22 protein-coding genes and 1 pseudogene are annotated in these 22,026 nt (G+C 70.7%); 8 read left to right on the top strand and 15 right to left on the bottom strand.

Going from position 1 to position 22,026, the window contains the following annotated elements; translation table 11 throughout:
* Window positions 1–26: 26 nt before the first annotated feature.
* The 3 genes from OG852_RS25860 to OG852_RS25850 form a co-directional block, all read right to left on the bottom strand.
* Window positions 27–365, bottom strand: coding sequence for a DUF2516 family protein (locus tag OG852_RS25860; protein ID WP_166663537.1), 339 nt, complete (start codon window positions 363–365; stop codon window positions 27–29).
* A 174-nt stretch (window positions 366–539) separates the two neighbouring features.
* On the bottom strand, window positions 540–1,223 hold the full coding sequence (locus OG852_RS25855) for a hypothetical protein (RefSeq protein WP_133911927.1): 684 nt from the start codon (window positions 1,221–1,223) through the stop codon (window positions 540–542).
* Between the two features lie 110 nt (window positions 1,224–1,333).
* Window positions 1,334–1,747 carry a helix-turn-helix domain-containing protein gene (locus OG852_RS25850; protein ID WP_330349081.1) on the bottom strand — a complete coding sequence of 138 codons (414 nt, stop codon included), beginning with the start codon at window positions 1,745–1,747 and terminating at the stop codon, window positions 1,334–1,336.
* Window positions 1,748–1,897: 150 nt separating this feature from the next.
* Here OG852_RS25850 and OG852_RS25845 point away from each other — a divergent pair, with 150 nt between their 5' ends.
* The 5 genes from OG852_RS25845 (at window position 1,898) to OG852_RS25825 (ending at window position 7,403) form a co-directional block, all read left to right on the top strand.
* Window positions 1,898–2,794: a DUF3152 domain-containing protein gene (locus OG852_RS25845; protein WP_330349080.1), complete on the top strand. Its 897-nt coding sequence runs from the start codon at window positions 1,898–1,900 to the stop codon at window positions 2,792–2,794.
* A gap of 137 nt (window positions 2,795–2,931) precedes the next feature.
* Window positions 2,932–3,876, top strand: coding sequence for a hypothetical protein (locus OG852_RS25840; protein ID WP_330349079.1), 945 nt, complete (start codon window positions 2,932–2,934; stop codon window positions 3,874–3,876).
* Between the two features lie 52 nt (window positions 3,877–3,928).
* Window positions 3,929–5,404 carry a peptidoglycan-binding protein gene (locus tag OG852_RS25835; protein WP_330349078.1) on the top strand — a complete coding sequence of 492 codons (1,476 nt, stop codon included), beginning with the start codon at window positions 3,929–3,931 and terminating at the stop codon, window positions 5,402–5,404.
* A gap of 17 nt (window positions 5,405–5,421) precedes the next feature.
* Window positions 5,422–6,165, top strand: coding sequence for an ABC transporter ATP-binding protein (locus OG852_RS25830; protein WP_330349077.1), 744 nt, complete (start codon window positions 5,422–5,424; stop codon window positions 6,163–6,165).
* Window positions 6,162–7,403, top strand: a complete 1,242-nt coding sequence (locus OG852_RS25825) for an ABC transporter permease (protein WP_208117125.1) — start codon at window positions 6,162–6,164, stop codon at window positions 7,401–7,403. The genes OG852_RS25830 and OG852_RS25825 overlap by 4 nt, the downstream gene beginning before the upstream one ends.
* Window positions 7,404–7,588: 185 nt before the next feature.
* Here OG852_RS25825 and OG852_RS25820 read toward each other — a convergent pair whose 3' ends face one another.
* The gene (locus tag OG852_RS25820) at window positions 7,589–8,545 is read right to left on the bottom strand and encodes an IS481 family transposase (protein WP_330346872.1); all 957 of its coding nucleotides are present in this window, start codon (window positions 8,543–8,545) and stop codon (window positions 7,589–7,591) included.
* Between the two features lie 193 nt (window positions 8,546–8,738).
* On the opposite strand from OG852_RS25820, the gene OG852_RS25815 reads away from it, so the two are divergent.
* Complete coding sequence (locus tag OG852_RS25815) at window positions 8,739–9,542, top strand: patatin-like phospholipase family protein (protein ID WP_330349076.1); 804 nt, start codon at window positions 8,739–8,741, stop codon at window positions 9,540–9,542.
* Here the strand turns inward: OG852_RS25815 and OG852_RS25810 are convergent.
* From OG852_RS25810 to OG852_RS25785, 6 genes are all read right to left on the bottom strand, one after another.
* Window positions 9,515–9,982, bottom strand: a complete 468-nt coding sequence (locus OG852_RS25810; RefSeq protein WP_330349075.1) for an HAD domain-containing protein — start codon at window positions 9,980–9,982, stop codon at window positions 9,515–9,517. The two genes, OG852_RS25815 and OG852_RS25810, sit on opposite strands and share 28 nt — an antisense overlap.
* A 19-nt stretch (window positions 9,983–10,001) precedes the next feature.
* Window positions 10,002–12,035: a HelD family protein gene (locus OG852_RS25805; RefSeq protein ID WP_330349074.1), complete on the bottom strand. Its 2,034-nt coding sequence runs from the start codon at window positions 12,033–12,035 to the stop codon at window positions 10,002–10,004.
* A gap of 39 nt (window positions 12,036–12,074) precedes the next feature.
* The gene (locus tag OG852_RS25800; protein ID WP_133911918.1) at window positions 12,075–12,707 is read right to left on the bottom strand and encodes a TetR/AcrR family transcriptional regulator; all 633 of its coding nucleotides are present in this window, start codon (window positions 12,705–12,707) and stop codon (window positions 12,075–12,077) included.
* A 20-nt stretch (window positions 12,708–12,727) separates the two neighbouring features.
* On the bottom strand, window positions 12,728–13,087 hold the full coding sequence (locus OG852_RS25795) for a hypothetical protein (RefSeq protein ID WP_330349073.1): 360 nt from the start codon (window positions 13,085–13,087) through the stop codon (window positions 12,728–12,730).
* Between the two features lie 129 nt (window positions 13,088–13,216).
* Complete coding sequence (locus OG852_RS25790) at window positions 13,217–15,397, bottom strand: aminoglycoside phosphotransferase family protein (RefSeq protein WP_443064657.1); 2,181 nt, start codon at window positions 15,395–15,397, stop codon at window positions 13,217–13,219.
* 164 nt (window positions 15,398–15,561) lie between these two features.
* Window positions 15,562–16,434 carry a GntR family transcriptional regulator gene (locus tag OG852_RS25785; protein ID WP_330349071.1) on the bottom strand — a complete coding sequence of 291 codons (873 nt, stop codon included), beginning with the start codon at window positions 16,432–16,434 and terminating at the stop codon, window positions 15,562–15,564.
* A gap of 159 nt (window positions 16,435–16,593) precedes the next feature.
* On the opposite strand from OG852_RS25785, the gene OG852_RS25780 reads away from it, so the two are divergent.
* Window positions 16,594–16,782, top strand: coding sequence for a hypothetical protein (locus OG852_RS25780; RefSeq protein WP_330349070.1), 189 nt, complete (start codon window positions 16,594–16,596; stop codon window positions 16,780–16,782).
* Here OG852_RS25780 and OG852_RS25775 read toward each other — a convergent pair.
* On the bottom strand, window positions 16,766–17,578 hold the full coding sequence (locus tag OG852_RS25775) for an HAD-IA family hydrolase (protein ID WP_133911914.1): 813 nt from the start codon (window positions 17,576–17,578) through the stop codon (window positions 16,766–16,768). The two genes, OG852_RS25780 and OG852_RS25775, sit on opposite strands and share 17 nt — an antisense overlap.
* On the bottom strand, window positions 17,527–18,414 hold the full coding sequence (locus OG852_RS25770) for a winged helix-turn-helix domain-containing protein (protein ID WP_133911913.1): 888 nt from the start codon (window positions 18,412–18,414) through the stop codon (window positions 17,527–17,529). The genes OG852_RS25775 and OG852_RS25770 overlap by 52 nt, the downstream gene beginning before the upstream one ends.
* A gap of 141 nt (window positions 18,415–18,555) precedes the next feature.
* On the opposite strand from OG852_RS25770, the gene OG852_RS25765 reads away from it, so the two are divergent.
* Window positions 18,556–18,750 carry a hypothetical protein gene (locus OG852_RS25765; protein ID WP_133911912.1) on the top strand — a complete coding sequence of 65 codons (195 nt, stop codon included), beginning with the start codon at window positions 18,556–18,558 and terminating at the stop codon, window positions 18,748–18,750.
* On the opposite strand, the gene OG852_RS25760 is transcribed toward OG852_RS25765, so the two are convergent.
* The 3 genes and pseudogenes from OG852_RS25760 to OG852_RS25750 form a co-directional block, all read right to left on the bottom strand.
* Window positions 18,740–19,648, bottom strand: coding sequence for a winged helix-turn-helix domain-containing protein (locus OG852_RS25760; protein ID WP_330349068.1), 909 nt, complete (start codon window positions 19,646–19,648; stop codon window positions 18,740–18,742). The genes OG852_RS25765 and OG852_RS25760 overlap by 11 nt on opposite strands.
* Window positions 19,649–19,959: 311 nt before the next feature.
* Window positions 19,960–21,203, bottom strand: a pseudogene (locus OG852_RS25755) (GNAT family N-acetyltransferase).
* A 98-nt stretch (window positions 21,204–21,301) separates the two neighbouring features.
* On the bottom strand, window positions 21,302–21,868 hold the full coding sequence (locus tag OG852_RS25750; RefSeq protein WP_133911909.1) for an RsiG family protein: 567 nt from the start codon (window positions 21,866–21,868) through the stop codon (window positions 21,302–21,304).
* Window positions 21,869–22,026: the final 158 nt, after the last annotated feature.

Here is a 22,026-nt window from a genome sequence, read left to right as displayed (position 1 = left end):
CCCCGCGCCCCTGGGGGGGGTTGCCCTTACCGTCCGCCGTTATAGGGGCCGTACGGGCCGTCGCTGCTGGAGCCGCCGCCTCGGTGGGTGCGGCCGCCGCCAGGGAGGGCGCGCAGGGCCGGGCGGACGTCGACCATGTAGACGATCGTCGCGACCAGGCCGATGACCGGCAGGAACGACAGGATCGGGAAGATCAGGTTCACCACGAAGGCGATCCCCAGGATGATCATCCAGAAGGGCTTGGTCTGCTTGTCGGCGGCGCGGTAGCCGTCCTCGCGGCGGATGGCCGCGTCGATCAGAGCGAAGCCGCTGAACACGATCAGGGCCAGGCTCAGCAGTGACATGAACCCTGCGAACCCCTGCATCAGCACTATGTCCACCACCCGATTCGGCACGACCCGGCTCGTCCTTACGCGGTCACCGTACCCGCAACCGCGCTGTCGTCACCCGTACAACGGACCGGGCACCGTATCAGTGCCCGGCCCGTGACCTTATGTCCGCGTTGCCGTCCCCGGCGGCTGCGGCGCCGGCCGTGCGTCTCACTTCGCCGGAGGCGTCGTCTTCTTCGCGGTGGTCCGGCGCGGGGCCGGGGCCTTCTTGGCGGCCGGCTTCTTCGCGGCAGCGGGCTCGGCCTTGGCCTCGGCGGCCGGGGCGGGCTTCGGCTCGTCCTTGACCTCGGTGAGGGTCGCGGCCTTCGGCTCGTCCTTGGGCTCGTCCTTGCCCTCGACGACGATCGCCAGCTCCTCGATCTCCTCGGCGGCCTCGCCACGCCAGGTCTTCACGGCCTGCTCGCCGTGCTCGGCGACCTTCTCGTAGGTCTCGCGGGCCTTGACGGCGTACTCGGCGGCGACACCGACACCGCGCAGCGCGAGGTCCTGGGCGGACTCGCCGAGCTTCTTCAGGTCGGCGTCGAGCGTGGTGCCGAGCTTCTTGATGTCGCCGTCGAGGGTGGAGATGAACTCGTTGACCTTCGACTGGAAGGTCTCCTGCGCCTCCTTGGCCTTGGCACCGGCCTCCTTGGCACGGGCGGCGGCCTTCTCCTGCACGGCCTTGGGGTCGGTGTTGCGCACGGCCTCGATACGGGCCGGCGCCTCGGCGCGCAGCTGCTCCACCAGAGCCGGCACCTTCCTCGCCTGCTGGAGGGCCAGGTCGGCGGTGCCTGCGGCGAAGTAGAGCGGGGTCGGGTCGCTGAAGGTCTTGCGCAGGTCGTCGGTGATGGCCATGGTTGTAGATCCTCCCGGATTCACGTTCGTCGTGGTTCGTCGTGCGTCGTTCGTCGTCTTCGGCTGAGGGTCGTACGGGTCCGCAGTCGGCGGCCGGTCCCCTGGTCCGGTCAACTGGCCGTCTGCTGCGGGTCGGCGTCGCCCTCGTCCCCCGGCCGGCTCTCCCGCGCGGTCTCGAATCCGTTCTCCTTGCGGAAGGACTCGTAGATCTGCAGCAGTGCCTGCTTCTGCGCCTCCGTCAGGGTGGGATCGGCGAGGATGACCGCACGGGTCTCGACCTCGTCCCGGTCCCGCTCCGCGTCGAGGATGCCGGCGCGCACGTACAGCGTCTCCGCGGAGATCCGCAGGGCCTTGGCGACCTGCTGCAGCACCTCCGCGCTCGGCTTGCGCAGCCCGCGCTCGATCTGGCTCAGATAGGGATTGGACACCCCGGCGGCGTCGGCGAGCTGCCGGAGCGAGAGCTTGGCGTTGCGCCGCTGCTCGCGCAGGTAGTCACCGAGATTGCCGACGTTGAGCGATGCCATGTCTCCACTGTGCACCAGCGCCGCTAACTATTGCAAGCACCTGCTTGCAATAGTGTGTCGCGCCACAGGGCCCATCGGAAGATCCATCGTTACCCTCTCGTGACAGTTTGAGCTCGGCGCGATCACTTGGGACGACCAGCTTGAGCTGCCATGCATTCGGTACGAGAGCGGGAATCCGCACCGCCCACCGGCGGCCGCCACCGGTCCTCCCACCGCCGGGAACGTCCGCGCCGCCGGGGCCGGACCGCCCTGGTCGCCGGGCTGGTGACGGTCGGTCTGCTGGGCTCCGCGGCGTTCTTCCTGGACGGCGGACGGGGCGACACGACGGGCGCAGCGCCGCACCCGCGCGGCACCGTGCGTACCAGCCCGACCCCCACCCCCGCACCGAGCCGCACCCCACCCTCGAGCCCGACGCCGACCCCGCCGCCGAGCAGTCCGGCCCCGACCTCGACCCCGACCTCCACGAGGATCGACGTTCCCGCGACGGGCCCCGGCACGTTCGTCACCGCGCGGGCCGGTGGCGCGAAGGTCGGTCGGGGGACCCGTCTGCTCCGCTATGCGGTGCAGGTCGAGACCGGCCTCGACATCTCGCCGGACCGGGCGGCGAACGAGATGGCCGACATCCTCGCCGCTCCCCGGGGCTGGGCCCGGAACGGGGTCTCCTCGTTCCAGCTGGTGGGCGCGGGGCAGCCCTATGACCTCATGGTGAAGATCGCGACGCCGGGAACGGCCGACGCCCTGTGCTGGGCGGGCATCCACCAGGACACGCACGGCGAGTACAACTGCGAGATTCCCGACGGGGTGGTGGTGAACCTCAAGCGCTGGGTGAAGGGCTCGCCCACGTTCGACGGTCCGATCCACGAGTACCGGGCCCTGATCGTGAACCACGAGATGGGGCACTTCCTGGACTACACGCACCAGACCTGTGCGGGTCCCGGGCAGCTCGCCCCCGTGATGATGCAGCAGATCAAGGGCCTGCACGGATGCGTCGCCAACGCCTGGCCGTACGACAGGAACGGTGACCTCGTCACCGGACCGCCCGCGTAGCGGGCCCGCAGTTACAGCTTGGTCATGATCCGCGCCCATGGTCATCAACTGCGGAGACCACAGTGGCGCTCAGTCCCCACGATTCCTCTCGATCGGATGGATACATGTCTGGATCCCGCGCTGTTCGGAAACTGGCCGTGGCAGTGACCCTGCTGCCGCTGCTGGCGGCTTGCGGCGGCGGCGAGTCGTCCTCGTCCTCCTCGGCGGGCGACGGGAGCGGCACCTCCGCGGCCGGCGGGAAGACCTCCGCCGGGTCGTCGGGGCAGCTCGACATCCCCGCGGACGCCAGCGCCGAACTCAAGAAGCAGTACCTCGTGGAGAACGCGATCGCGGTCTGCATGAAGAAGCAGGGGTTCACCTACACCCCCGAGGCGCCCGAGGACTTCAGGACCGGCTGGGCCACCGACGGGGCGGACTACGGACTCACCAAGAAGTTCCGGCAGAAGTACGGCTTCGGCTACACCGCGGTCGCGGTCTACCCCGACGATCCCCAGGTGTCGCGCAAGGCCGCGAACGAGCCCTCGGCCAACGCGAAGTACATGGACACGCTCACTCCCGCGCAGAAGACGGCCTTCGAGAAGGCGCTGGGCAGTCCCCCGGACCCGAAGGTCGGCCAGAAGGACTGGACCGGGTGCATGGGAACGGCCGACAAGGAGGTCTACGGCGGCGAGTCCGTCGAGGACCGCAGCGCCGCCTCCACCTCCGAGAACCAGGCGAACGCGCAGGCACTCAACGGTGACCAGGAGCTGGTCGGCCTGGCGCAGTCGTACGCCTCGTGCCTGAAGAAGGAAGGCATCACCGTCACGACCACGCAGCCGACCAGCATCGGGGAAATGGTGAAGCTCCAGGCGGCCGAGTCCGCTCCCGCCGGCGCCGGTGGCACCGCCTCGGTGGAGGCAGGCGCGAACGGCGAGAAGCCGGAGGGCGACGCCACCCCGGAAACCATGAGCAAGGACGAGGCGCTGCCGCTGCTCACCAAGGAGATCGAGCTGGCGATGAAGGACCTGGCGTGCGGCAAGGACTTCCGGGCCGCCTATTTCCCGAAGTTCTTCAAGGCCCCGGGGTCCACCGGTGCCGGGTGAGCCGGCACCCGAGCCGACTGTGCACCGCCCCTCCCGCGAGCGAAGGAAGAGCATGCAGCGCCAAAAAGGTGGGAGCAGCCGTCCCAGACAGCTGGGGATCATCGTCACGGCGGTGGCGCTGGTGGGAGTGGGCGGATGGTTCGCCGGATCGCAGATGCAGTCCCCGGCGGACGCGGCCGCCGCCCGCAAGCCACCGAAGGCCGGACCGGTCACCGTCGCGGTCGAGCAGCGGTCGCTGACGGCGAGCGTGGTGGCCCAGGGCTCGATCGAGTTCGACTCACCGCAGAGTCTGGCCCTGGCGGGGCCCGTGGGCGCCCCCGATTCCGGGTCCTCCGACCCCGTCGCCCAGCGGGTCACCAAGGCACCGGTCGCCGGGTCGGAGGTGAAGGAGGGCGATGTGCTGATGCAGCTGAGCGGACGACCGGTGCTGGTGCTGCGCGGATCCGTCCCCATGTACCGCACCCTGGGTCCCGGCACGTCCGGAGACGATGTCAAGCAGCTCCAGCGGGCTCTGACCCGGCTCGGCTTCAACTCGGGTGCGGCCACCGGGCAGTACGGGCAGGGGGTCGCCACCGCGGTGAGCCGCTGGTACAAGAGCAAGGGTTTCCAGGCGCAGGAGCCCAGCATCGCGGACAAGCAGCAGCTGGGGACGTTGGAGGCGGCCGTGACCGCCGCACAGCAGGGCCTCCTCTCGGCCCAGGACCCGAGCGGCGGCACGGGCAGCGGGGACACGGGCAGCAGTGCCACGGACACCAGCGGCTCGGGGACCGGTAGCACGGAGACCAGTGGCACGGGGGCCGCCGGCAAGGGGGGCACCAGCGGCAGCGGCACCAGTGGCAAAGCAGCGAGGCTCCAGCTCAAGGCGGCCCAGCAGCAGTTGGACGCGGCCAACACCGCGCTCTCCGCCTTCCAGGCCGGCTACGGAACCAAGATCCCCGCGGGCGAGGTGGTCTTCCTGCCGGATCTTCCCGCCCGGTTGGACAAGGTGTCGGTGAAGGTCGGTGACACCCCGACCGGACCGATCGGCACGGTGACCAGCTCAAAGGTCGTGGTGCAGGCCGTGGTGCAGGGCAGCGACGCCAAGTTGCTCCACGAGGGCATGACGGCGGAGGTGGAGACCACCGACGGCAAGAAGGTGGAGGGGGAACTGGTGGCACTCGGCGACGATGTGCCGAAGACGGGTTCGGCGGACGGCACGACCGCGCAGGGGGCGTCGGGCGGCGGGAGTGACGACGCGTCGGCTCCCGTACCGGTGCAGATCTCCCTCCCCGCGGGGAAGCTGGCGAAGAACGCGGGCGGTTCCGCGAAGGTGACCATCAAGGTGGGATCGTCGGCCGGCAAGGCGTTGACGGTGCCCATCGCCGCGCTCCACACCTCGGCCGACGGGCAGGCCACGGTGCAGGTCCGGCGCGGCGGCACCGTGGTGGACGTCTCCGTCAAGGCGGGACTCTCCGCGGAGGGGCAGGTCGAGGTCACACCGTCCGGTGCCGCCCTGAAGGCGGGCGACCAAGTGGTGATCGGCCAATGATCCGTGGTGACCGGGCAATGAACCGTGGTGACCGGGCGACGGCCGGCCCGCCGGTGTCCGCCGTACCCGCCCCGGACACGGTCATCCAACTGGTGTCCGTCGACCGGACCTTCGACTCCGAACCGCCGGTCCATGCCCTGCGGGACGTGAACCTGGCCGTCCGGCGCGGCGAGCACCTGTCGGTCGTCGGCCCGTCCGGTTCCGGCAAGTCGACACTCCTCAACACCCTGGGCCTGCTGGACCGCCCCACCTCGGGCGCCTACTGGCTCGACGGGGTGGAGACCAACACGCTCGGGGACCTGGAACGCACCGCGCTGCGCGGCAGCCGGATCGGATTCGTCTTCCAGTCCTTCCATCTGCTGCCCTACCGGACGGTGGACGAGAACGTCATGCTGGCCGAGGCCTACCGCCGGCCGCGCCCCGGACGCGGCCGGGCCGACCGCCGCGCCAGGGCCGAGCAGGCGCTGGAACGGGTGGGCCTGGGGCACCGGTTCGGCTTCCGTCCGGACAGGCTCTCCGGTGGGGAGAGACAGCGGGTGGCCATCGCCCGGGCGCTGATGAGCGAACCCGCCCTGCTGCTCTGCGACGAGCCCACCGGCAATCTCGACAGTGAGAACACCGAGTCGGTTCTGGGCCTCTTCGACCAGTTGTCCGAGCAGGGCATGACCTTGGTCGTGATCACCCATGAGGAGGCGGTCAGCAGGCGGGCCGACCGTCGGGTGAGGATCAGCGACGGACGGCTCACCGAGGAGGGCCGATGAGGGCTGCGGAAGCGGCGGAGCTGTCGGCTGGGGGCACGGAGCGTCCCTGGATGGACTTCCGGGACCTGTGGACCGAGGCGCTGGCGGGGGTGCTCGCCCGTCCGATGCGCTCCGCCCTGACCACGCTGGGAACGGTGCTGGGCATCACCACCCTGGTCATCACCATCGGGGTGTCGGCCACGGCCGGCAACCAGATCGTCGGCCGGTTCGACGCCCTCACCGCCACCTCGGTCACGGTGGTGGTACCCCCGTCGGCCGATTCGGTCCCGCTCGTCGACTGGTCGGGGGTCGACGCGGTACGGCGGCTGGCCGGGGTCGATTCGGTGGCGGCGCTCGCCTCCTCCACCGACACCGCGAGCGTCCAGGTGCGTGCGAACGACGTGGTGGCCCCGGGGGACGTCAGCGGCCAGACCGTGGCCGTCTTCGCCGCGTCCCCCACGCTGCCCGCCGCGGTGCGCGGCACGATGACCGTCGGGCGTTTCTTCGACGGCGGCAACATCGCCCGGCACGACCGGGTGGCGGTGCTCGGCGACCAGGCCGCACGGCTCCTCGGCATCAGCTCGGTCCAGGGCTCCCCCGCCGTCTTCCTGAAGGGCCAGTCGTACACCGTGATCGGGATTCTCGGTGAGGCCGAGCGGGAGCAGCAGCTCTCCACCGCGGTGATCCTGCCGCCCACGACGGCCGAGGACCACCTAGGTCTGGGGGAGGTGACCCGGGTGCTGATCAACACCGCGCTCGGTGCGGCGAAGCAGGTGGCCCACCAGGCACCGATCGCGCTGGCTCCCGGTGCCGAGAGCGCCCTCGCCGTCACGGCGCCGTCCGACCCGGTCAAGGCACGCACCGGCGTGCAGGGCGACGTCAACGGACTGTTCCTGGTCCTCGGACTGGTGTCGCTGGTGGTCGGAGCCATCGGTATCGCCAACGTGACGCTGGTGACGGTCATGGAACGGATCGGGGAGATCGGACTGCGCCGCGCCCTCGGCGCCTCCCGACGGCAGATCGCCGGCCAGTTTTTGGTGGAGTCGACGACCATCGGACTGCTCGGCGGGGTCATCGGCGCCGCCCTGGGCATGGTCGTCGTGGTGGCCGTGTCGGCCGTCAGGGACTGGACTCCGGTCCTGGACGTCCGTCTCGCCTTCGGAGCCCCGGTCGTCGGCGCGCTCGTCGGACTCCTGGCCGGTCTCTACCCGTCGCTGCGGGCCTCCCGCATGGAGCCGGTGGACGCTCTGCGCTCCTAGGCCGTGTCTGACAATTCCCGTCGTCGCCCGGAGGGCGGCCTGGCGGCGTCAGGTGCGTGCTCTCGGCGTGCCGGGCGTAGACCCTCGTACTGGGCGTACTAGGGTCTGCGCCCGGTGCGCCGAGAGTGCGTGCATGGCGTCGCCAGGCCGCCCTCCGGGCGACGACGGGAATTGTCAGACACGGCCTAGGTGTATTGACCCGCAGGGTTGTTGACTCGGGTGATGGGTGGCTGGCCTCCGAGTGCGGTGTGGCAGCGATGGTAGTTGTAGGTGTGGAGGAAGTCGGCCAGGGCTGCGGTGCGTTCGTCGTTGCTGGTGAAAGGCCGCAGGTAGGCCCACTCGTCGAGCAGGGTGCGGTTGAAGCGTTCGACCTTGCCGTTGGTCTGCGGGCGGTAGGCGCGAGTCAGCTTGCCGGTCGCGCCGATCTCGATGAGCACCTGCTTCCAGGCCAGGCCCTTGCGGTAGGCCCAGGCGTTGTCGGTGAGCACGCGTTCGATGCGGGTGATGCCGTGGGCGTGGAAGAAGGCGGCCGCGCGGGTGAGGAAGCCGGCGCAGGTGGCGACTTTCTCGTCGCGGTGGATCTCGCTGTAGGCGAGGCGGCTGTGGTCGTCGATGGCTGAGTGGACGTAGTCGAAGCCCACGCTGCTGCGGCGGGCGCGGCCGGCCTGGCGGCCCAGGACCTTGTGGCCGCCGCCGTCGGGGATGCGGCCGAGTTTCTTGACGTCGACGTGGATGAGTTCGCCGGGTCGGTCGCGTTCGTAGCGGCGGATGACCTGGCCGGTGGGCCGGTCGAGGAAGGCAAGCCGGTTCAGGCCGTGGCGGACCAGGATGCGGTGCACGGTCGAGGCGGGCAGTCCCAGGACGGGGCCGAGGCGGGCGGGGCCGAGTTTGCGGTCCTGGCGCAGCCGGCACACCCGGGCCTCCACGGCTGCCGCCGTGCGGTGGGGTGTCGTCAGTGGACGGCTGGGGCGGTCGTGCAGCCCCTGTTCGCCCTCCGCTTGCCAGCGGCGCATCCACTTGTGGGCCGTGACACGTGAGATGCCCATCTCGGCCGCGACATGCGCGACGGGGCGGCCCGAACGGACACGCTCGACGAGCAGCCGCCTGCCGTGAACGGTCAGCCGGGCATTACGGTGGGACACGAAGACCTCCGTGCGGTGTGTTCTTAGACAGCTCCACCACATCGGAGGTCTTCGCCATGTTCAAGACCCGCCAGTGTCAACAACGCTCGTGATCAATACACCTAGGAAGTGGCGGGCCGGCGAAACCTGTCATGCTCGGGCTCATTCGTCGTGCCCGGCCGTGCGGGCGGCGCGCCCGGAAGGAGCATGCCCAGTGACCTCGTCGACGTCCGCCTCCTCCCCTCCCCTCTCGGTGGGCCTGGTCCTGTCCAGCGGGGCGGCGCTAGGGGCCGCGCACGCCGGGGTGCTGCGGGCCGTGGAGGAGGCGGGGATCGCGGTGTCGGCGGTGGCGGGTACGAGTGCGGGGGCGCTGATCGGCGGGGCCTGGGCGGCCGGGGTGGACAGCGCGCGTCTCACCGAGCGGCTGCTGCGTGCCCAGTGGGCGGACTTCGGCAGGGCCGCGATCAGTCCGCGCCTGGGCCTGCTGGACACCTCCCCGCTGGCCCGGAACATCGAGGACATGGTCGGTGACCTGCTGATCGAGGACCTGCCGACCCGTTTCGGCGCGGTGGTCACCGAACTGGGCTCCACCACGCCCCGGCTGGTGACCTCCGGCTCCTTCACGGCCGCCCTGCGCGCGAGCAGCGCCGTGCCCGGACTGTTCCCTCCGGTGCGGCTGGAGGACGGCGGGGCGCTGTGCGTCGACGGGGCCGTGGTGTCACCGCTGCCGGTGTGGGCCGCGCACCGCCTCGGCGCCGGCCGGGTCATAGCGGTCGGCTTCGGCCGCGGCACCACCCGCTGGCGCCGCTGGTTCGAGTCCCGCCCGGCCCACCCCGCCCAGGGCCGCCTCCCCGACCTCACCATCACCATCGACACCGCGGGCCACTCCCCCTGGTCCCCCACGGACGTCCCGTCCCTCATAGAACGGGGCTACGAGGCGACCCGCGAGGCACTGCGGACCTGGCCCCGGAAACCAACGGAGCCCGGCCCCTACGGCACTCCCCCGACCCACGCCTGAACGGCCGCGAAGTCCTCGTCCCCGAGCCCCCGCCGATGATCGACGCGACGCAACAACGCCGGGCCCGGATGATGCGCACCCACCCACGCCCGATCGGTCCCGCTGATCTCGTCATCGAGCCAGACGAACGCCCGGCCGGCGGCCCACGCGACCAACGGCCGCGTCTTCCAGTGGAGACCGGCAGCGGGAGGCGCCTCGTCGTCCTGCGGCCACTCGACGACGGGCAGAGCGGGCAGTCCCAGCCAGGGGGAGAGAAGGGCGTTGGCGTCGTCCGACCAGGTCGTGGCCCACACCGGCGTACAGCCGAGCGCCAGCAACCGGGGCCCCAGGGCCGGGTCCAGACGCGGCAGCAGAGGGTGGGGCGAGGGGCCGTACTCCCTGTAGGGGTCGGGTCCCCCGAAGGGGATCAGCGTCCCGTCGACGTCGAGGAAGAGCAGCATCACCCCAGGATGAGCCCTGTCAGGCCCAGGGCAGCTCCCGGGTGTGGACGACGTCCAGGCGGGACACCGCTCGGGTCAGGACGACGTACAGGCGGTTGAGGCCGCGGGGCTCCGCCTCGGTGATCGCTGTCGGTTCCACGGCGATGACGTGGTCGTATTCGAGGCCTTTGACGCGGGTGGCGCCGATGACCGTGACGCGGCCGGCGGCGGGGGCCAGGCCGGCCCTGGTGAGGGCCTCCTCGATCCGGCCGGTCTCGGCGTCCGGGGTGATCACGCCCACCGATCCCTCGTGGGTGAGGGCGTCGCGCACGGCGGCGACGACGAGGGGCGCCGGGTCGCCGCCTTGGGCGCGGCGGACGCGCAGTTCGCCGTCGTGGCGCAGGGAGCGGGCCGCAGGCACGTCCGCGTCGAGGCGGGCGAGGAGGCGGCCCGCGAGGTCGAGGACCGCGCCGGGGACCCGGAAGCCGGTGGTCAGCGGGACGATCGTCGCCTCGGGCTTGCCCAGGTGGGTCATCTGGACCCGCCAGGAACGCGCCGCCCACGGCGTGGTGCCCTGGGCGAGGTCGCCGAGGACCGTGAGGGAGCCGAAGGGGACCCGGCGGGCGATGGCCCGGCACTCCATCGGGGAGAGGTCCTGGGCCTCGTCGACGACGACATGGCCGTACCCCCCGGGGTGTTCGAGGAGCCCCGCGACCTCGTCGAGCAGGACGAGGTCGGCGGCCGACCAGCGCGCGGACCTCGGTGACCGCGGCGGCCTGGCCCACAGCAGGGCGTCCTGCTCGGCCGGCTCCAGCAGCCCGTCGGCCGCCCCGGCCAGCGTCTGCCGGTCGCTCAGCAGCCCGGCCAGCACCTCCTCCGGCCGCAGCCTCGGCCACAGCGCCTCCACGCACGCGCTCACCGCCCGCGCCCGCTCGATCCGCCGCAGCCAGGCGGCCGGGGGCGGGCCGCCGCGCCGCTCCGCCCGCGTCAGGATCCGGCGCACGATCCGGCTGCGGACCCGTTCCCGTCCGACCTCGTACGGCGGCTCCTCGGCGAGCACCGCGTTCACGATCTCCGTGAGGTGGTGGCCCGCGATCCGCCACCGGTACGACCCGTCCGGTACGGCCAGGTCCTCGGCGTGAGCGGCCGTCACCCGCCCGTACACCGCGCGGCGCAGTACCTCGGCCATCCGGGCGTCGTGCTTGAGGGCGGCGGCCCGGTCGGTGTCGGTCCCGGTCACCCGGTGCCGGGCGATCTCGTCCTGGAGCGTCGACTGCCGTACGCCGGTCTCGCCGAGGGAGGGCAGGACCTCGGCGATGTAGGAGAGGAAGGTGCGGTTGGGGCCGAGGATCAGCAGACCGCCGCGCTTCACGCGCTGCGGGTGGGTGTAGAGGAGGTAGGCGGCCCGGTGCAGGCCCACGGCGGTCTTGCCGGTGCCGGGTGCGCCCTGCACACAGACCGAGTCGGCGAGTCCGCCCCGTACGAGGTCGTCCTGTTCGGGCTGGATGGTGGCGGCGATGTCCCGCATGGGGCCGACGCGGGGGCGTTCGAGTTCGCGCAGGAGGAGACCTCCGGGGCCCGCCGCGGGCTCGCCGCCCCCGAGGTGTTCGTCCTCCAGGCCGGTCAGGTCGGCGGAGTCGCCGCGGCTGCCGGGGGCCCAGCCGAACCGCCGCCGTACGGTCACGCCCTGCGGATCGCGGGCGCTCGCCTGGTAGAAGGCGCGGGAGACGGGGGCGCGCCAGTCGACGACGAGGGGCGGGGCGGCGGGGTGCTCGCTGATCCGCAGCCGGCCGATGTGGTGCCCACCGCCTTGCACGAGGTCGATGCGGCCGAAGAACAGCGGGCCCTCGGGCAGTTCGTGCAGGGCCTTGGCGCGGCTGCGCAGCCCGTAGCCGAGGACTTCGGCGTCGGCGCCGGACGCGGAGACGTCCTCGCCGGTGACGACCTGCCGGTCGGCGCCCTCGACCATGGCGGCGAGGGCGGCGCGGCAGGTGTCGTGGTGGGCGCGTTCGTGGTGGAGGGCGGTGTCGAGGTCGCGGTCGTGTCCCTTTGCGGCAGGCTCGGCAGGCGTCATGCGCCGAGGATAGCGAATGACGTAACCGAGTTAAATATTTTACTGAGTAATGCTCACTGCGAGATACGGCAGCCCCGCCTCCAGCGCCGCGAACGCCCGCTCGGCCGCCCCGACCGCCTCCTGCCGTACGTCCTCCACCGGCTCCCCCGCCGAGATCCGCCGCCAGTTCTCCTCGGCGAGGATCCGTCGTACGGCGATGATCTGGCCCGCGGCGAGCCGGGCGCCGAGATCACCGCCGAGGACCTCGGCGAGGGCGGCCTCGGAACGCTCCAGGTGGGCGTGGAGACGGGCGACCAGGGAGGGGGTGCCGTAGAGGAGGTCGTAGAAGGCGCGGACGGCGGGGTGGTCGTTGAGGCCGGTGACGGGGTCGAGGGCGGCGATCCCCTCCAGGAAGTGCCGGCGCAGCGCGGGCAGGGGCGCGACCCCCTCGACACGCCCGGCCTCGACCACCCGGGCGGCTTCCCGCTCATGGTCGGCGATCCGGTGCAGGACCAGGTCCTCCTTGGCCGGGAAGTACCGGAAGAGGGTCGGCTTGGAGATCTCGGCCGCCGCCGCGACCTCCGCGACGGACACCGCGTCGAACCCCCGCTCCAGGAACATCGTCACGGCGATGTCCGACACGGCCTGATACATCCGCCGCTTCTTCCGCTCACGCAGCCCGGGGTCGCTCATGGGGTGAGGGTACGGCCGGTTCAGGGGGTGGTACCGCGCCAGGGCGGGGACGCGGCCAGGCTCCAGAGGTTGTCGGGGTGCCGGTTCCAGGTGGCGATGAGCGCCTTGGAGTCCTCGGAACCCTCCAGGGACCAGACATTGAGGTCGGTGCGGTAGCCCTTGGGGTCGTCGTACTCGGGGGCTGCGCCGCGCAGCCCGGTGCGCGCCGTGACGTCGTAGAGGCCGTGGAGGACCAGCTCACGGTTGAAGAGGCAGATCTTGTCTCGCGGTATGCCTGGGTAGAGGCGGTACTCACAGTGGGCGGAGACCCGCCCGCGGCGGGGACATGGTCTCCCTAGGCCGTGTCTGACAATTCCCGTCTGCCTCGCGACGCCATGCACGCACTCTCGGCGCACCGGGCGCAGACCCTAGTACGCCCAGTACGAGGGTCTACGCCCGGCACGCCGAGAGCACGCACCTGACGCCGCCAGGCCGCCCTCCGGGCGACGACGGGAATTGTCAGACACGGCCTAGGCAAGGGCGCGGGCAAGATAGGGGTTCGCCGTCGAAGGCACGGGGAGGCCCAGCGCGGCGATGCCCGCCGCCAGGGTGCCCGCGTACGAGTTCACGGCCCGGCGGACGTTGGGGGCGTCCAGGCCGGAGCCGGTCACCAGGCGATCGAGGTCGACATAGGCGGAGCGAACCTGCTCGATCCAGCTGTAGACGCGCCAGTCCGCGCTCCAGTTCACGGTGTACCTGGAGGGCAGACCGCGCTCCCAGCGCCGGAACATGCGCTCTCTGATCTCCGGCCGGGTCGGGGTGAGGTGCATGTGCCGCACCAGGTCGTAGAGGGGGTCCCCCACGAGAGCCATCTCCCAGTCGATGATGGTCAGCGCCAAGTGGTCGTCCCGACGGACCAGGTTCCAGGGGTTGAGGTCTCCGTGCAGCAGACTCGGCTCACGACGGCTGACCTTGTGTCTGCTCAGGATCTCCGCCAGACGGCCCGGGTCGGGCAGTCCGAGCAGGCGGGCCAGTTGCTGCGACTCCCCCGGCAACTCCCTGACCAGGGCGACGAGTTGATCCCGCAGCCACGCGTGGAAGTCGACCTCACCCCCGGTCGGGTCGATCCACCCGTGGTCCACCCGTGTCAGCGCGCACAGCTGGTCGACAAGGCCGTCGGCCTCGCGCGGGCGCAGGCCGTTCACCGGATGGCTGGGGGGACCGCTGCGCGGTCCGACATACGTGTGGATGGCGAAGCGATCGTCGCGGTAGCTCTCGCCCAGGGCGAGGACCCGGGGAGCCGCCACCCGGACGCCCGACTCCTGGATCGCGCGCAGAACGGCGTGCTCGCTGAGGTACCGGGGCTCCCTGCGGGAGACGTTGGGGAGCGTGCGCCGGACGACCACGGGATCGCTCAGCTCCCTGACCCAGACGACGGTGTTGAGATGAGCGGTCCCCTTGAACACGCGGTCCGCGGGAGCCGCTCCCTCGGCCATCAGGGCGTCCCGTACGGCGGACGCCGGAAAGCCGGGGTTCTCGGGAAAGCGCGGGTCCGGCCGCCAAGCGCAGGCGTTGGCCAGCCATCCGCCGTCCACACTGCCACCGCCACGCGAGGTCAACCAGCGGACGAGGGCCTTCTCGATCTCGTCGCGCTTGGGCACGTCACCGAGCCGAAGCGGCTCGGCCGCAGCCTTCAGCGCCCTGCGCACGTCCTGCGTCGCCTCGTCGAGGCGCCTCTGCGTGTACGACTCCTCCAGCGACCGGGCGGCACGCATGATGTCCGGGTAGACCGACTGCGCCCGCTCGAAGTCGACGTAATGGCGCAGATCCCTGGCCACGCCGTTGGCCGCGCCGGGCCGGAACTGCCGCATCTCCCCGGCCCACGCGTCGATGACCTCACGCCACTGGTGACTCGGGTACTGCATTCGGACCAGATGCACCGCCAGGTCGTGCAGCGGATCACCGTAGGTCGCGAGTTCCCAGTCCACACAGATGAGAGGCGGGCTGCCGTCGTACGAGACGATCAGGTTGTCCCGGTGCAGATCGCCGTGGAGCAGGCTGTACGGCCGCCGGGCCATGGAGGGAACCCGCTCGGCCAGCCGCAGCAACGCGTCGTCGGGGATGCCCAGCGCCTTGAACAGTCCGCCGAACTTGTCCCAGTTGGGCTTACGGATCTGCTCGTCCGCGAGACGGGCCAGGGTCTTCAGGAAGGCCTGGCTGTCGGTGAGCTTGGCGGGCCAGGACGCGGGCAGGGGCGGCAGCGCCGCTCGGCGCACCTGGGTCATCTGCGCCAGCAAGCGGGCCAGCGCCTTGACCAGCAGGGTGTCGACAGGCTTACCGTTTCCGCAGATGGTGGAGAGCGGGACGCCCTTCACGAAGCTGTGGATGGAGTGCCCGTCCACCTTGGCCAGGCATTCTGGCGCGTGGGGCAGGACGCCCCGCAGAGCACCGAGGATCGCCGCCTCGTCGTGCCAGGTCCTGATCACCACGGGCAGCGCGTCGGAGCGCCGGACACGCACCGTCACGGAGATGCCGGCCTCGCGGCCCAGCAGTCGGGCCACATCCTCGGTCAGAGGGAGCACATAGTTGCGGTTGTGGTGCCCGCTGGTGGACTCCTGAGTCGATTCCGCGGCCCAGACGAAGGCTCGAAGGGCGCCGTCCGCAGCGGCTCGTTCCCCGAGGTTCCGGGAGGGAACAAAGTGGTCGACCACTGGCCGCTCCGGTGGGTTGCGCGGGATGGGTACGGCAATCGTCGAGTGCCGTGTGGTGCGCCGCACGACCGGGGTGTCCGGTGGGGTGAGCACAGGAGGGAATACGTACGACAGGAGAGGATTACTCGCGCGCGATGCCGGGGATACTAGCGCACACGCCTGAGCTATTCGGCGAGATGAGTCCAGACCGATTCGAACCAGGCCTGCCAGGTGTCGACGAAGACGGTCCCCGGTGAGTTCGGATCGCCGTCCTTCACCTGGTGGGTGAGGGTGGCTCCCAGTCCGAGGACGTCCACGGCGGTGACCTCTTCGCCGTCGTCCAGCTCGATCTGGCGCTGGATCACCTCGTACGGACCGTGCAGCGCCTCCGTACCGTTGAAGACGTAGAGCTTGAAGGTCGGCGTCAGCGGGGCATGGCGGATCTGGACGTCGACGGACGGCACGAGTTTCTCGGTCCTCAGGTCCTTCAGCACACTGCGCAGGGACGCGGTGTGACGGTTGGTGATGTCCTGCAGACGGCTCCTCATGCGGTCGTCGTCCTTGTTGCCCTTGAGCTGCGGATAGGGCAGGTTCAGCTCCTCCGACGGCAGGATCATCCGCAGACCGATGTGCTGGGGAGCTATCGAGCCGCCGTGGATCCGCTCGGCCTGCAGCCGGATGTGCGCGTCCAGCGACTCCGAGGTCAGCGTATACACGTCCAGGGTGACGTCGGGCTGCTCGAAGGCCTCGCTGAGCAGCGGCCCCAGGGTGGCCCCATGGCGCACTCGGGTGCCCCTGGGGGTCGACGACTGGATCCGCTGCGTCTTGACCACGCGGGACCCGCTGCCCTGGCGGGACTCGATCCAGCCCTCGTTGGCCAGCTCCCGCAGCACCCGCTGGACCGTGTCCCGGGAGACCCCGTACTCCTCGGCGAGGTCCCGCTGGGACGGCAGATAGGACTTCAGCGGATACGTCCCGTTCGCCATGCGGGCGCGCAGGTCGTCGGCGACTCGATGGAACTCCCGGCCGCCGACGTCACCGCTCTGTTGCGCGTCCACAGGGCGACCGTACCGCCTTCGGTCCAGTGTCAAACCACCATCGGTCACTTCTCAGACAGGTCAGTTGATTAAGGATCAATCGGCCAGGGGAAACCTCAAGCAGTCCAATTGGACCGAGACTTGAAGGCTTCACCGACACTGGCAGGTAGGTGGAAGGCCGTGCTCCTGATATCGACGGTCCTGGAACTGCTCGCGTACTGTGCCGGCCTGGCGGTGCAGGCCAAATTGGGCGCGCTGGGGGTGATGCTGATGCTCACCGTCGCGATCGGCCGGAAGGCCAAGGCCGAGGGGCTCACCCTCGTGGCGGTCTGTGTGCTCGTGGCCCTGATGCTCAGGACCGTTCCCTGACCGTCCTCAGGACCGTCTCCAGCGAGTTCACCACCGTCGTCGCCCCGGCGCCCCGCAGGAGCTTCTCCTTGCGGTGGTTGCGCGCGTAGCCGAGGAAGGGGACGCCGGCCTCGTGGGCGGCCAGGAAGTCGGACGGGGTGTCGCCGATCATCAGGGCGGTGTCGGGGGCGGAGCCCATCGCGCGCAGGGCGCGGTGGAGGCAGTGGGGGTCGGGCTTGAGGAGGTGGAGGTCCTGGGTGCGGCCGTAGATGTGGGGGGCGAAGCAGGCGGCCAGGTCGCGGCCGGTGAGGTACTTGGCGACCACGCGGGGGGAGTTGTTGGTCGTGATCGCGAGGCGCAGGCCCAGGGCGGTCCAGGTGCGTATCAGGGGGTCCGCCCACGCCGTGGGCATCGCCGAGGAGGCGGCCCTGAGTTCCTCCTGGGTGAGACGTTCCTCCAGCTCCGCGACCAGGTCGCTGCCGGGGCGCAGGCGGTCCACGGCACGCAGGACGACATGCGGGTCCAGCGACTCCCGCTCGGACTCCGTCAGCAGGTGGTGCAGGCCGCGGCCTTCGAGCCAGTCCACCAGCCCGTCGGCCACGTCCTCCGCCGAGTGGCCGGCGAAGAGCCGGCAGATGGGGCCGTCGAAGTCCCACAGGACGACCCTCGTACGCGCGATCAGCTCCCGCAGATCCGCGGTTCCGTTTCCCTGGGTGTTGTCGGTGTCGGCTGCCACCTGTTCAGTCTGCGTCGTATGAGAAGTCACTAGGAGAGTGTCAGGTCCGTCGTGATGGTTTCCCAGAGGGCGTTGAACCACTTCTGGGATTCCTCGACGAACGCGGCGTCGCGCTGCCCGGCCGACGCCTCGAAGTGGAAGAGGAGGGACTCGGTGCCCATGACGTCGTACATGTCCAGCGTTCCGGCGTCCGTGGGCTCCTCCCGCCGCTCGACCATGTAGTACGCCATCAGGGCTTCCGTGCCGTTGAGGAGGTACAGCTTCACCGGTGGGGTGAAGGGCAGGGCGCGGAAGGTGATGTCGACGTCGATGCCGTGGGAGCGCAGGGTCTGGAGGTTGTGGCGCAGGACGTGGCCCTGGGCGTTGCGCATGGCCAGCCAGCGCTGGTGGACCGGGTCGTCGTCGCCGCGGCCCTCGACCGGGACGGGGAAGGCGAGGTTGATGCGGCGCGAGGGCAGGAGGATACGGACGTCGATCCGCTGGGGGTGGATCACGCCGGCGTGGATGAGGCGCAGCGGCTCGCCCAGCGCGGGGATCAGGCTCTCGGCCGTGAGACAGGCCGCGTCGATGCGGACGTGCGGGGCGGAGAAGGCCTCGGTGAGGCGGGGGGCGAGGCCCACCATGGTGGGCTGGGGCTCGTCGTGGCCGGGCGGCGGCGGTTCGGCGATGCGCGGCGGGCTGCCCTTGCTGACGTTGGTGAGGAGTCCGTCGAGCTGGAGTTCCCGCAGGGCCTGCCGTACGGCGCCGCGCTCCACCCCGAACTCGTCGGCGAGCTCGGCCTGGGTGGGCAGGCGGTCGCCCGCCTTGAGGTCACCGGCACGGATGCGTTTCCGCAGGGCGTCGGCGATCTCCTGGGGCGACTTTCTGCTGCCGTTCACTGCCACGTTCTCCGCCACGTTCTCCTGGGTCACGACCAAACGCTACAACTTAGATCCATCTATGGGGAGTTGCCTGGAAGTTGTTTAAGGGTTGGGACCAAGTGGGGACAACCTTATAAGAGTTGGTTGCCAACTCGATCGAGTTGGCAAATGGTTTGCCCTTTCGAAGGGGGGAACACCATGCCTGTCCTCGCTCTCGTCTCCGCCGCCGTCGTCGTCGGCGTCGAGCAGACCATCCAGTGGAAGTACGGCACCACCGGCGCCGTGGGACTGCTGCTGCTCAGCATCGGCATCAAGGTCAGGAGCCCGGCCATCAGCTCGGTCGGCGCCGTGGTCCTCGCCCTCGTGGCCACCGGACCCGCCGTCAGCTCGTGAGCAGCAGTTCCGAGCTGATCGTCTCCCAGAGTGCGTCGAACCACAGCTGGGACTGTTCCACGAACGCCGAGTCGCGCGGCCCGGCCCCCTGCTCGAAGGCGAACAGGACCGACCGCGTGCCCTCGGCGTCGTACATCTCCAGATGTTCCTGATCGATCGTCTGTTCACGAAGCCGCACGGTGTAGTACGCGAACAGCGCCTCAGCGCCGTTGAGGAGATACAGCTTCACGGGCGGGGTGAACGGCAGCGCGCGGAACGTCACGTCCACCTCGATGCCGTGCGTGGAGCGCAGCGTCAGCAGGTTGTGCCGCAGTACCTGGCCCTGCGCGTTGCGGTGGGCCAGCCAGTGGCGCTGGAGCCGCTCGGTGGCCGAGGTGTCCACCGCCGCCGGGAAGGCGAGGTCGATGTTCCGGGAGGGCAGCAGGACCCGGACGTCGATCTTGGCCGGTTTCAGCTGTCCGGCGTGGATCCGGCGCAGCGGTTCGCCGATCGCGGCGGTCAGGGAGACCGCGGTGAGACAGAGGGCGTCGACCTGGACGTGCTCGGCCGCGAAAGCCTCGGTCATCCTCGGGGGAAGGGCCACCATGGACGGCTGCGGGGTCGCCTCCGGGCCGATCAGCGGGCCGGCCGCGCCCGGCGGTGGGGCGACCGTGGCCGGGCTTCCCTTGGAGACGTTGGTGAGCAGGTGCTCCGACTGCAGGATGCGCAGGGCCTGGCGTACGGCGCCCCGCTCCACCCCGAACTCGTCCGCCAGCTTGGCCTGCGTGGGCATGCGTTCGCCCGGCCGCAGCACTCCGGTCCTGATCCGGGTGCGCAGCGCGTCGGCCACCTCGCGGTGCGAGGGCTGGGGCCGCCCCGTCCTCCCCCGTCCGTTGACGGGGGCATGTTCCGGCTCCACGGTGGAACAGTACAACTTCCCGCCATCTTGTGGCAGTTCAAAGAGAGATGGTTATAGGACGCTTCCAAGCGGACATAAGTACAGTGAAGTTGGCTGCCAACTTCAACAACATGGTCAAACTTTCAGACGGTTGGCCGGTCGGACTCCCTTCCGGAGGGGAGCCGGGAGCCCGAAGGGTCGGCACCTCAGCACAGCCACAACTGCAGATCGCCGCACAGCCACAACCGAACATCGCGCGCACAGCCACAACTGAACAGCTACGGATGCACAGTTCCCTTCCCCAGCACGTCACCAGACCGTCGAGAGGAGACTCAGAACAGGTCCGGGCACCACGGTCGCCCGGGCGTACGCAGCAGGGCGTCGGCCCCCCGGGCGGCGCCCGCTCGTTCTTCCCGGAGCCGGCCCAGCGCCGCGAGCCGTAGCGCCGACTCGTCGCCGAGCCACAGGGACGCCAGCTCGGCCACGTCCAGGGTGAGATCGGCGTCGCGGCTCGTCGGGGTGCAGGAGGCACCGTCGGGGGTCGCGTCCAGCAGGAAGCGCCCCCCGGCCAGGCCGGACCGGTCGACCACCTCCAGGACCAGGGCGCCCGCCGTGTCGTACGTCCGCGCCTCCAGGGCCCGTACGACGTCCAGGATCCGCACCCACAGCCAGTCCGCCTGGGTCGTGATGCTCGCCGCACGCGGGTCTGGCAGGAACAGGGGCAGCAGGTCGTCCGGGGAACGCCAGCCCGACTTCACACGGGTGGGATCCAGTCGATGGAGCACAGGTAGTGCCACAGGGCGCGGGAGGCGTCCGGGGTCACCGAGAGCAGCCAGTTCACGGAGGCGGTGTTCTGCGGCTGCTTGGCGTCGGTCCAGTTCTCGTCCGCCTGGTACGAGACCAGTCCGTCGACCTCTCCGTCCGCCGAGCGGTACACGGCGTAGAACGGCTCGGTCCAGTCGGGTTCGCCGTGCAGGTGGATCACGCCCGTGTTCATGTCCCACCAGTGCTCGTGGCGGCTGACGGCGCCCGGCTGGGTGCGGCGCAGGCGCTCGTGCAGGAGGGGGCCGAGCTTGCGGACCTCCTCGCCGTGGATCAGGTCGACACCGCCGCCCGCCAGGGGGACCGGATGGCGGGGGTCGAAACCGGCCCGCGGTATGTCGATCGTCCACTCGGTCATGGTGGTGGCGGGACCGAAGCCGTAACGGCCGTAGATGCGGTACTCGGCGGCGGTGAGGGTCGCCACGACGTCACCGCGGTCCTTCGCCGCCGTGAGGTCGTCGGCCATCAGGCGGGTGAGGAGACCTCGGCGGCGATGGGTGGGCAGGACGGTGACGTTGGAGATGGCGTCGGCGGGGACGGGGGTGCCGCCCGGGGTGGTGACTTCCTGGGGGAAGGAGCGGAACGTGGCCACGCAGGTGTCGGCCTCGAAGGCGCCGGTCAGCCGGGAGTCGCCGAGGGTGGCCCGGCGGGCGGCCAGGGCCTGTTCGGTGACGACCGGGGGGCGCAGGAAGCCCGTGTTCAGGGCGCGCATCCAGGCGGGGAGTTCGTTGTCGGTGACGGTGCGGACGTCCATGCGGTCACGGTAGGCAGGGGCGGGGGCGGGTGTCGCCGGGTTTTCGCCCCCGCGCCCGCCTGTCCCGTCCCCGTCCGTCCCGTGCCGTCTCCGCCTTCTCACACCAGCAGGTCGTCCACCTGGGCCTCGCCCTCCCGGTAGCGGCGGGTGATCTCCGCTCCGCAGTCGTCGGCCGTGCGCTGGAGGTGCTGGCGGCGGCGGGAGACCTGCTGTTCGTAGGCGACGAGACGGGCCATGGCCGCGTGGAGCTCGGGATCGGTGCGGGCGTCGAGGTCGGAGAGTTCGACGTCGGCGAGCATGTCGGCGGCCAGGCGGCCGTACTCCTCACTGTGCGGTGTGCCCAGGGTGACATGGCGGGCCGAGGAGCGCTGGCGGGCCGGGGCGTCGGTGAGAATCTCCGGGAGGCGCTCGACGACGGAGGCCGCGCCCGACGGTGAGCGGCGGGCCAACTCCGCGCGGAGGATGTCGATACGGCCCTGCAACAGCCGCCGTACGTAGCTCAGGTCCGCCTCGTCGCGTTGGGCGCCCTGGCGCACGGTGCGCAGCTCGGGCAGGCTCAGCCGGGCCAGGTCGTGCTCCGGTGGGTCCGCGGCCGGCCCGGGGCTGTCGCCGCGCTGGAAGGGCGGCCGGTGTGCCTCCAGCCGCTCGGTACTCGGTGTGCTCATGTCCCTCTACCGTCCCCTCGACCGGCGTGTGGTGGAAAGCATCGTGCCACCCCAAGTCGCCGCGTTGTGACCGAGTCCCCCCGAACGGCCCCAGACAGGGCCTAAAGGATCAAAAATGGGCCCTTTGCGGGAGCGTGCGGGGTACCCGGCATGATGGT

Origin of the sequence: Streptomyces sp. NBC_00582 (assembly GCF_036345155.1) — a bacterium.
Classification (GTDB): domain Bacteria; phylum Actinomycetota; class Actinomycetes; order Streptomycetales; family Streptomycetaceae; genus Streptomyces.
The sequence above is the reverse complement of the archived record's forward strand: the minus strand, read 5'-3'. Positions and strand labels throughout refer to the sequence as shown.

Bases quoted from the DNA above. Each gene is read 5' to 3' on its own strand.
- OG852_RS25860 (WP_166663537.1), bottom strand. From the start codon at position 365: ATGCAGGGGTTCGCAGGGTTCATGTCACTGCTGAGCCTGGCCCTGATC.
- OG852_RS25855 (WP_133911927.1), bottom strand. From the start codon at position 1,223: ATGGCCATCACCGACGACCTGCGCAAGACCTTCAGCGACCCGACCCCG.
- OG852_RS25850 (WP_330349081.1), bottom strand. From the start codon at position 1,747: ATGGCATCGCTCAACGTCGGCAATCTCGGTGACTACCTGCGCGAGCAG.
- OG852_RS25845 (WP_330349080.1), top strand. From the start codon at position 1,898: ATGCATTCGGTACGAGAGCGGGAATCCGCACCGCCCACCGGCGGCCGC.
- OG852_RS25835 (WP_330349078.1), top strand. From the start codon at position 3,929: ATGCAGCGCCAAAAAGGTGGGAGCAGCCGTCCCAGACAGCTGGGGATC.
- OG852_RS25830 (WP_330349077.1), top strand. From the start codon at position 5,422: ATGAACCGTGGTGACCGGGCGACGGCCGGCCCGCCGGTGTCCGCCGTA.
- OG852_RS25825 (WP_208117125.1), top strand. From the start codon at position 6,162: ATGAGGGCTGCGGAAGCGGCGGAGCTGTCGGCTGGGGGCACGGAGCGT.
- OG852_RS25810 (WP_330349075.1), bottom strand. From the start codon at position 9,982: ATGCTGCTCTTCCTCGACGTCGACGGGACGCTGATCCCCTTCGGGGGA.
- OG852_RS25805 (WP_330349074.1), bottom strand. From the start codon at position 12,035: ATGACGCCTGCCGAGCCTGCCGCAAAGGGACACGACCGCGACCTCGAC.
- OG852_RS25800 (WP_133911918.1), bottom strand. From the start codon at position 12,707: ATGAGCGACCCCGGGCTGCGTGAGCGGAAGAAGCGGCGGATGTATCAG.
- OG852_RS25765 (WP_133911912.1), top strand. From the start codon at position 18,556: ATGCCTGTCCTCGCTCTCGTCTCCGCCGCCGTCGTCGTCGGCGTCGAG.
- OG852_RS25750 (WP_133911909.1), bottom strand. From the start codon at position 21,868: ATGAGCACACCGAGTACCGAGCGGCTGGAGGCACACCGGCCGCCCTTC.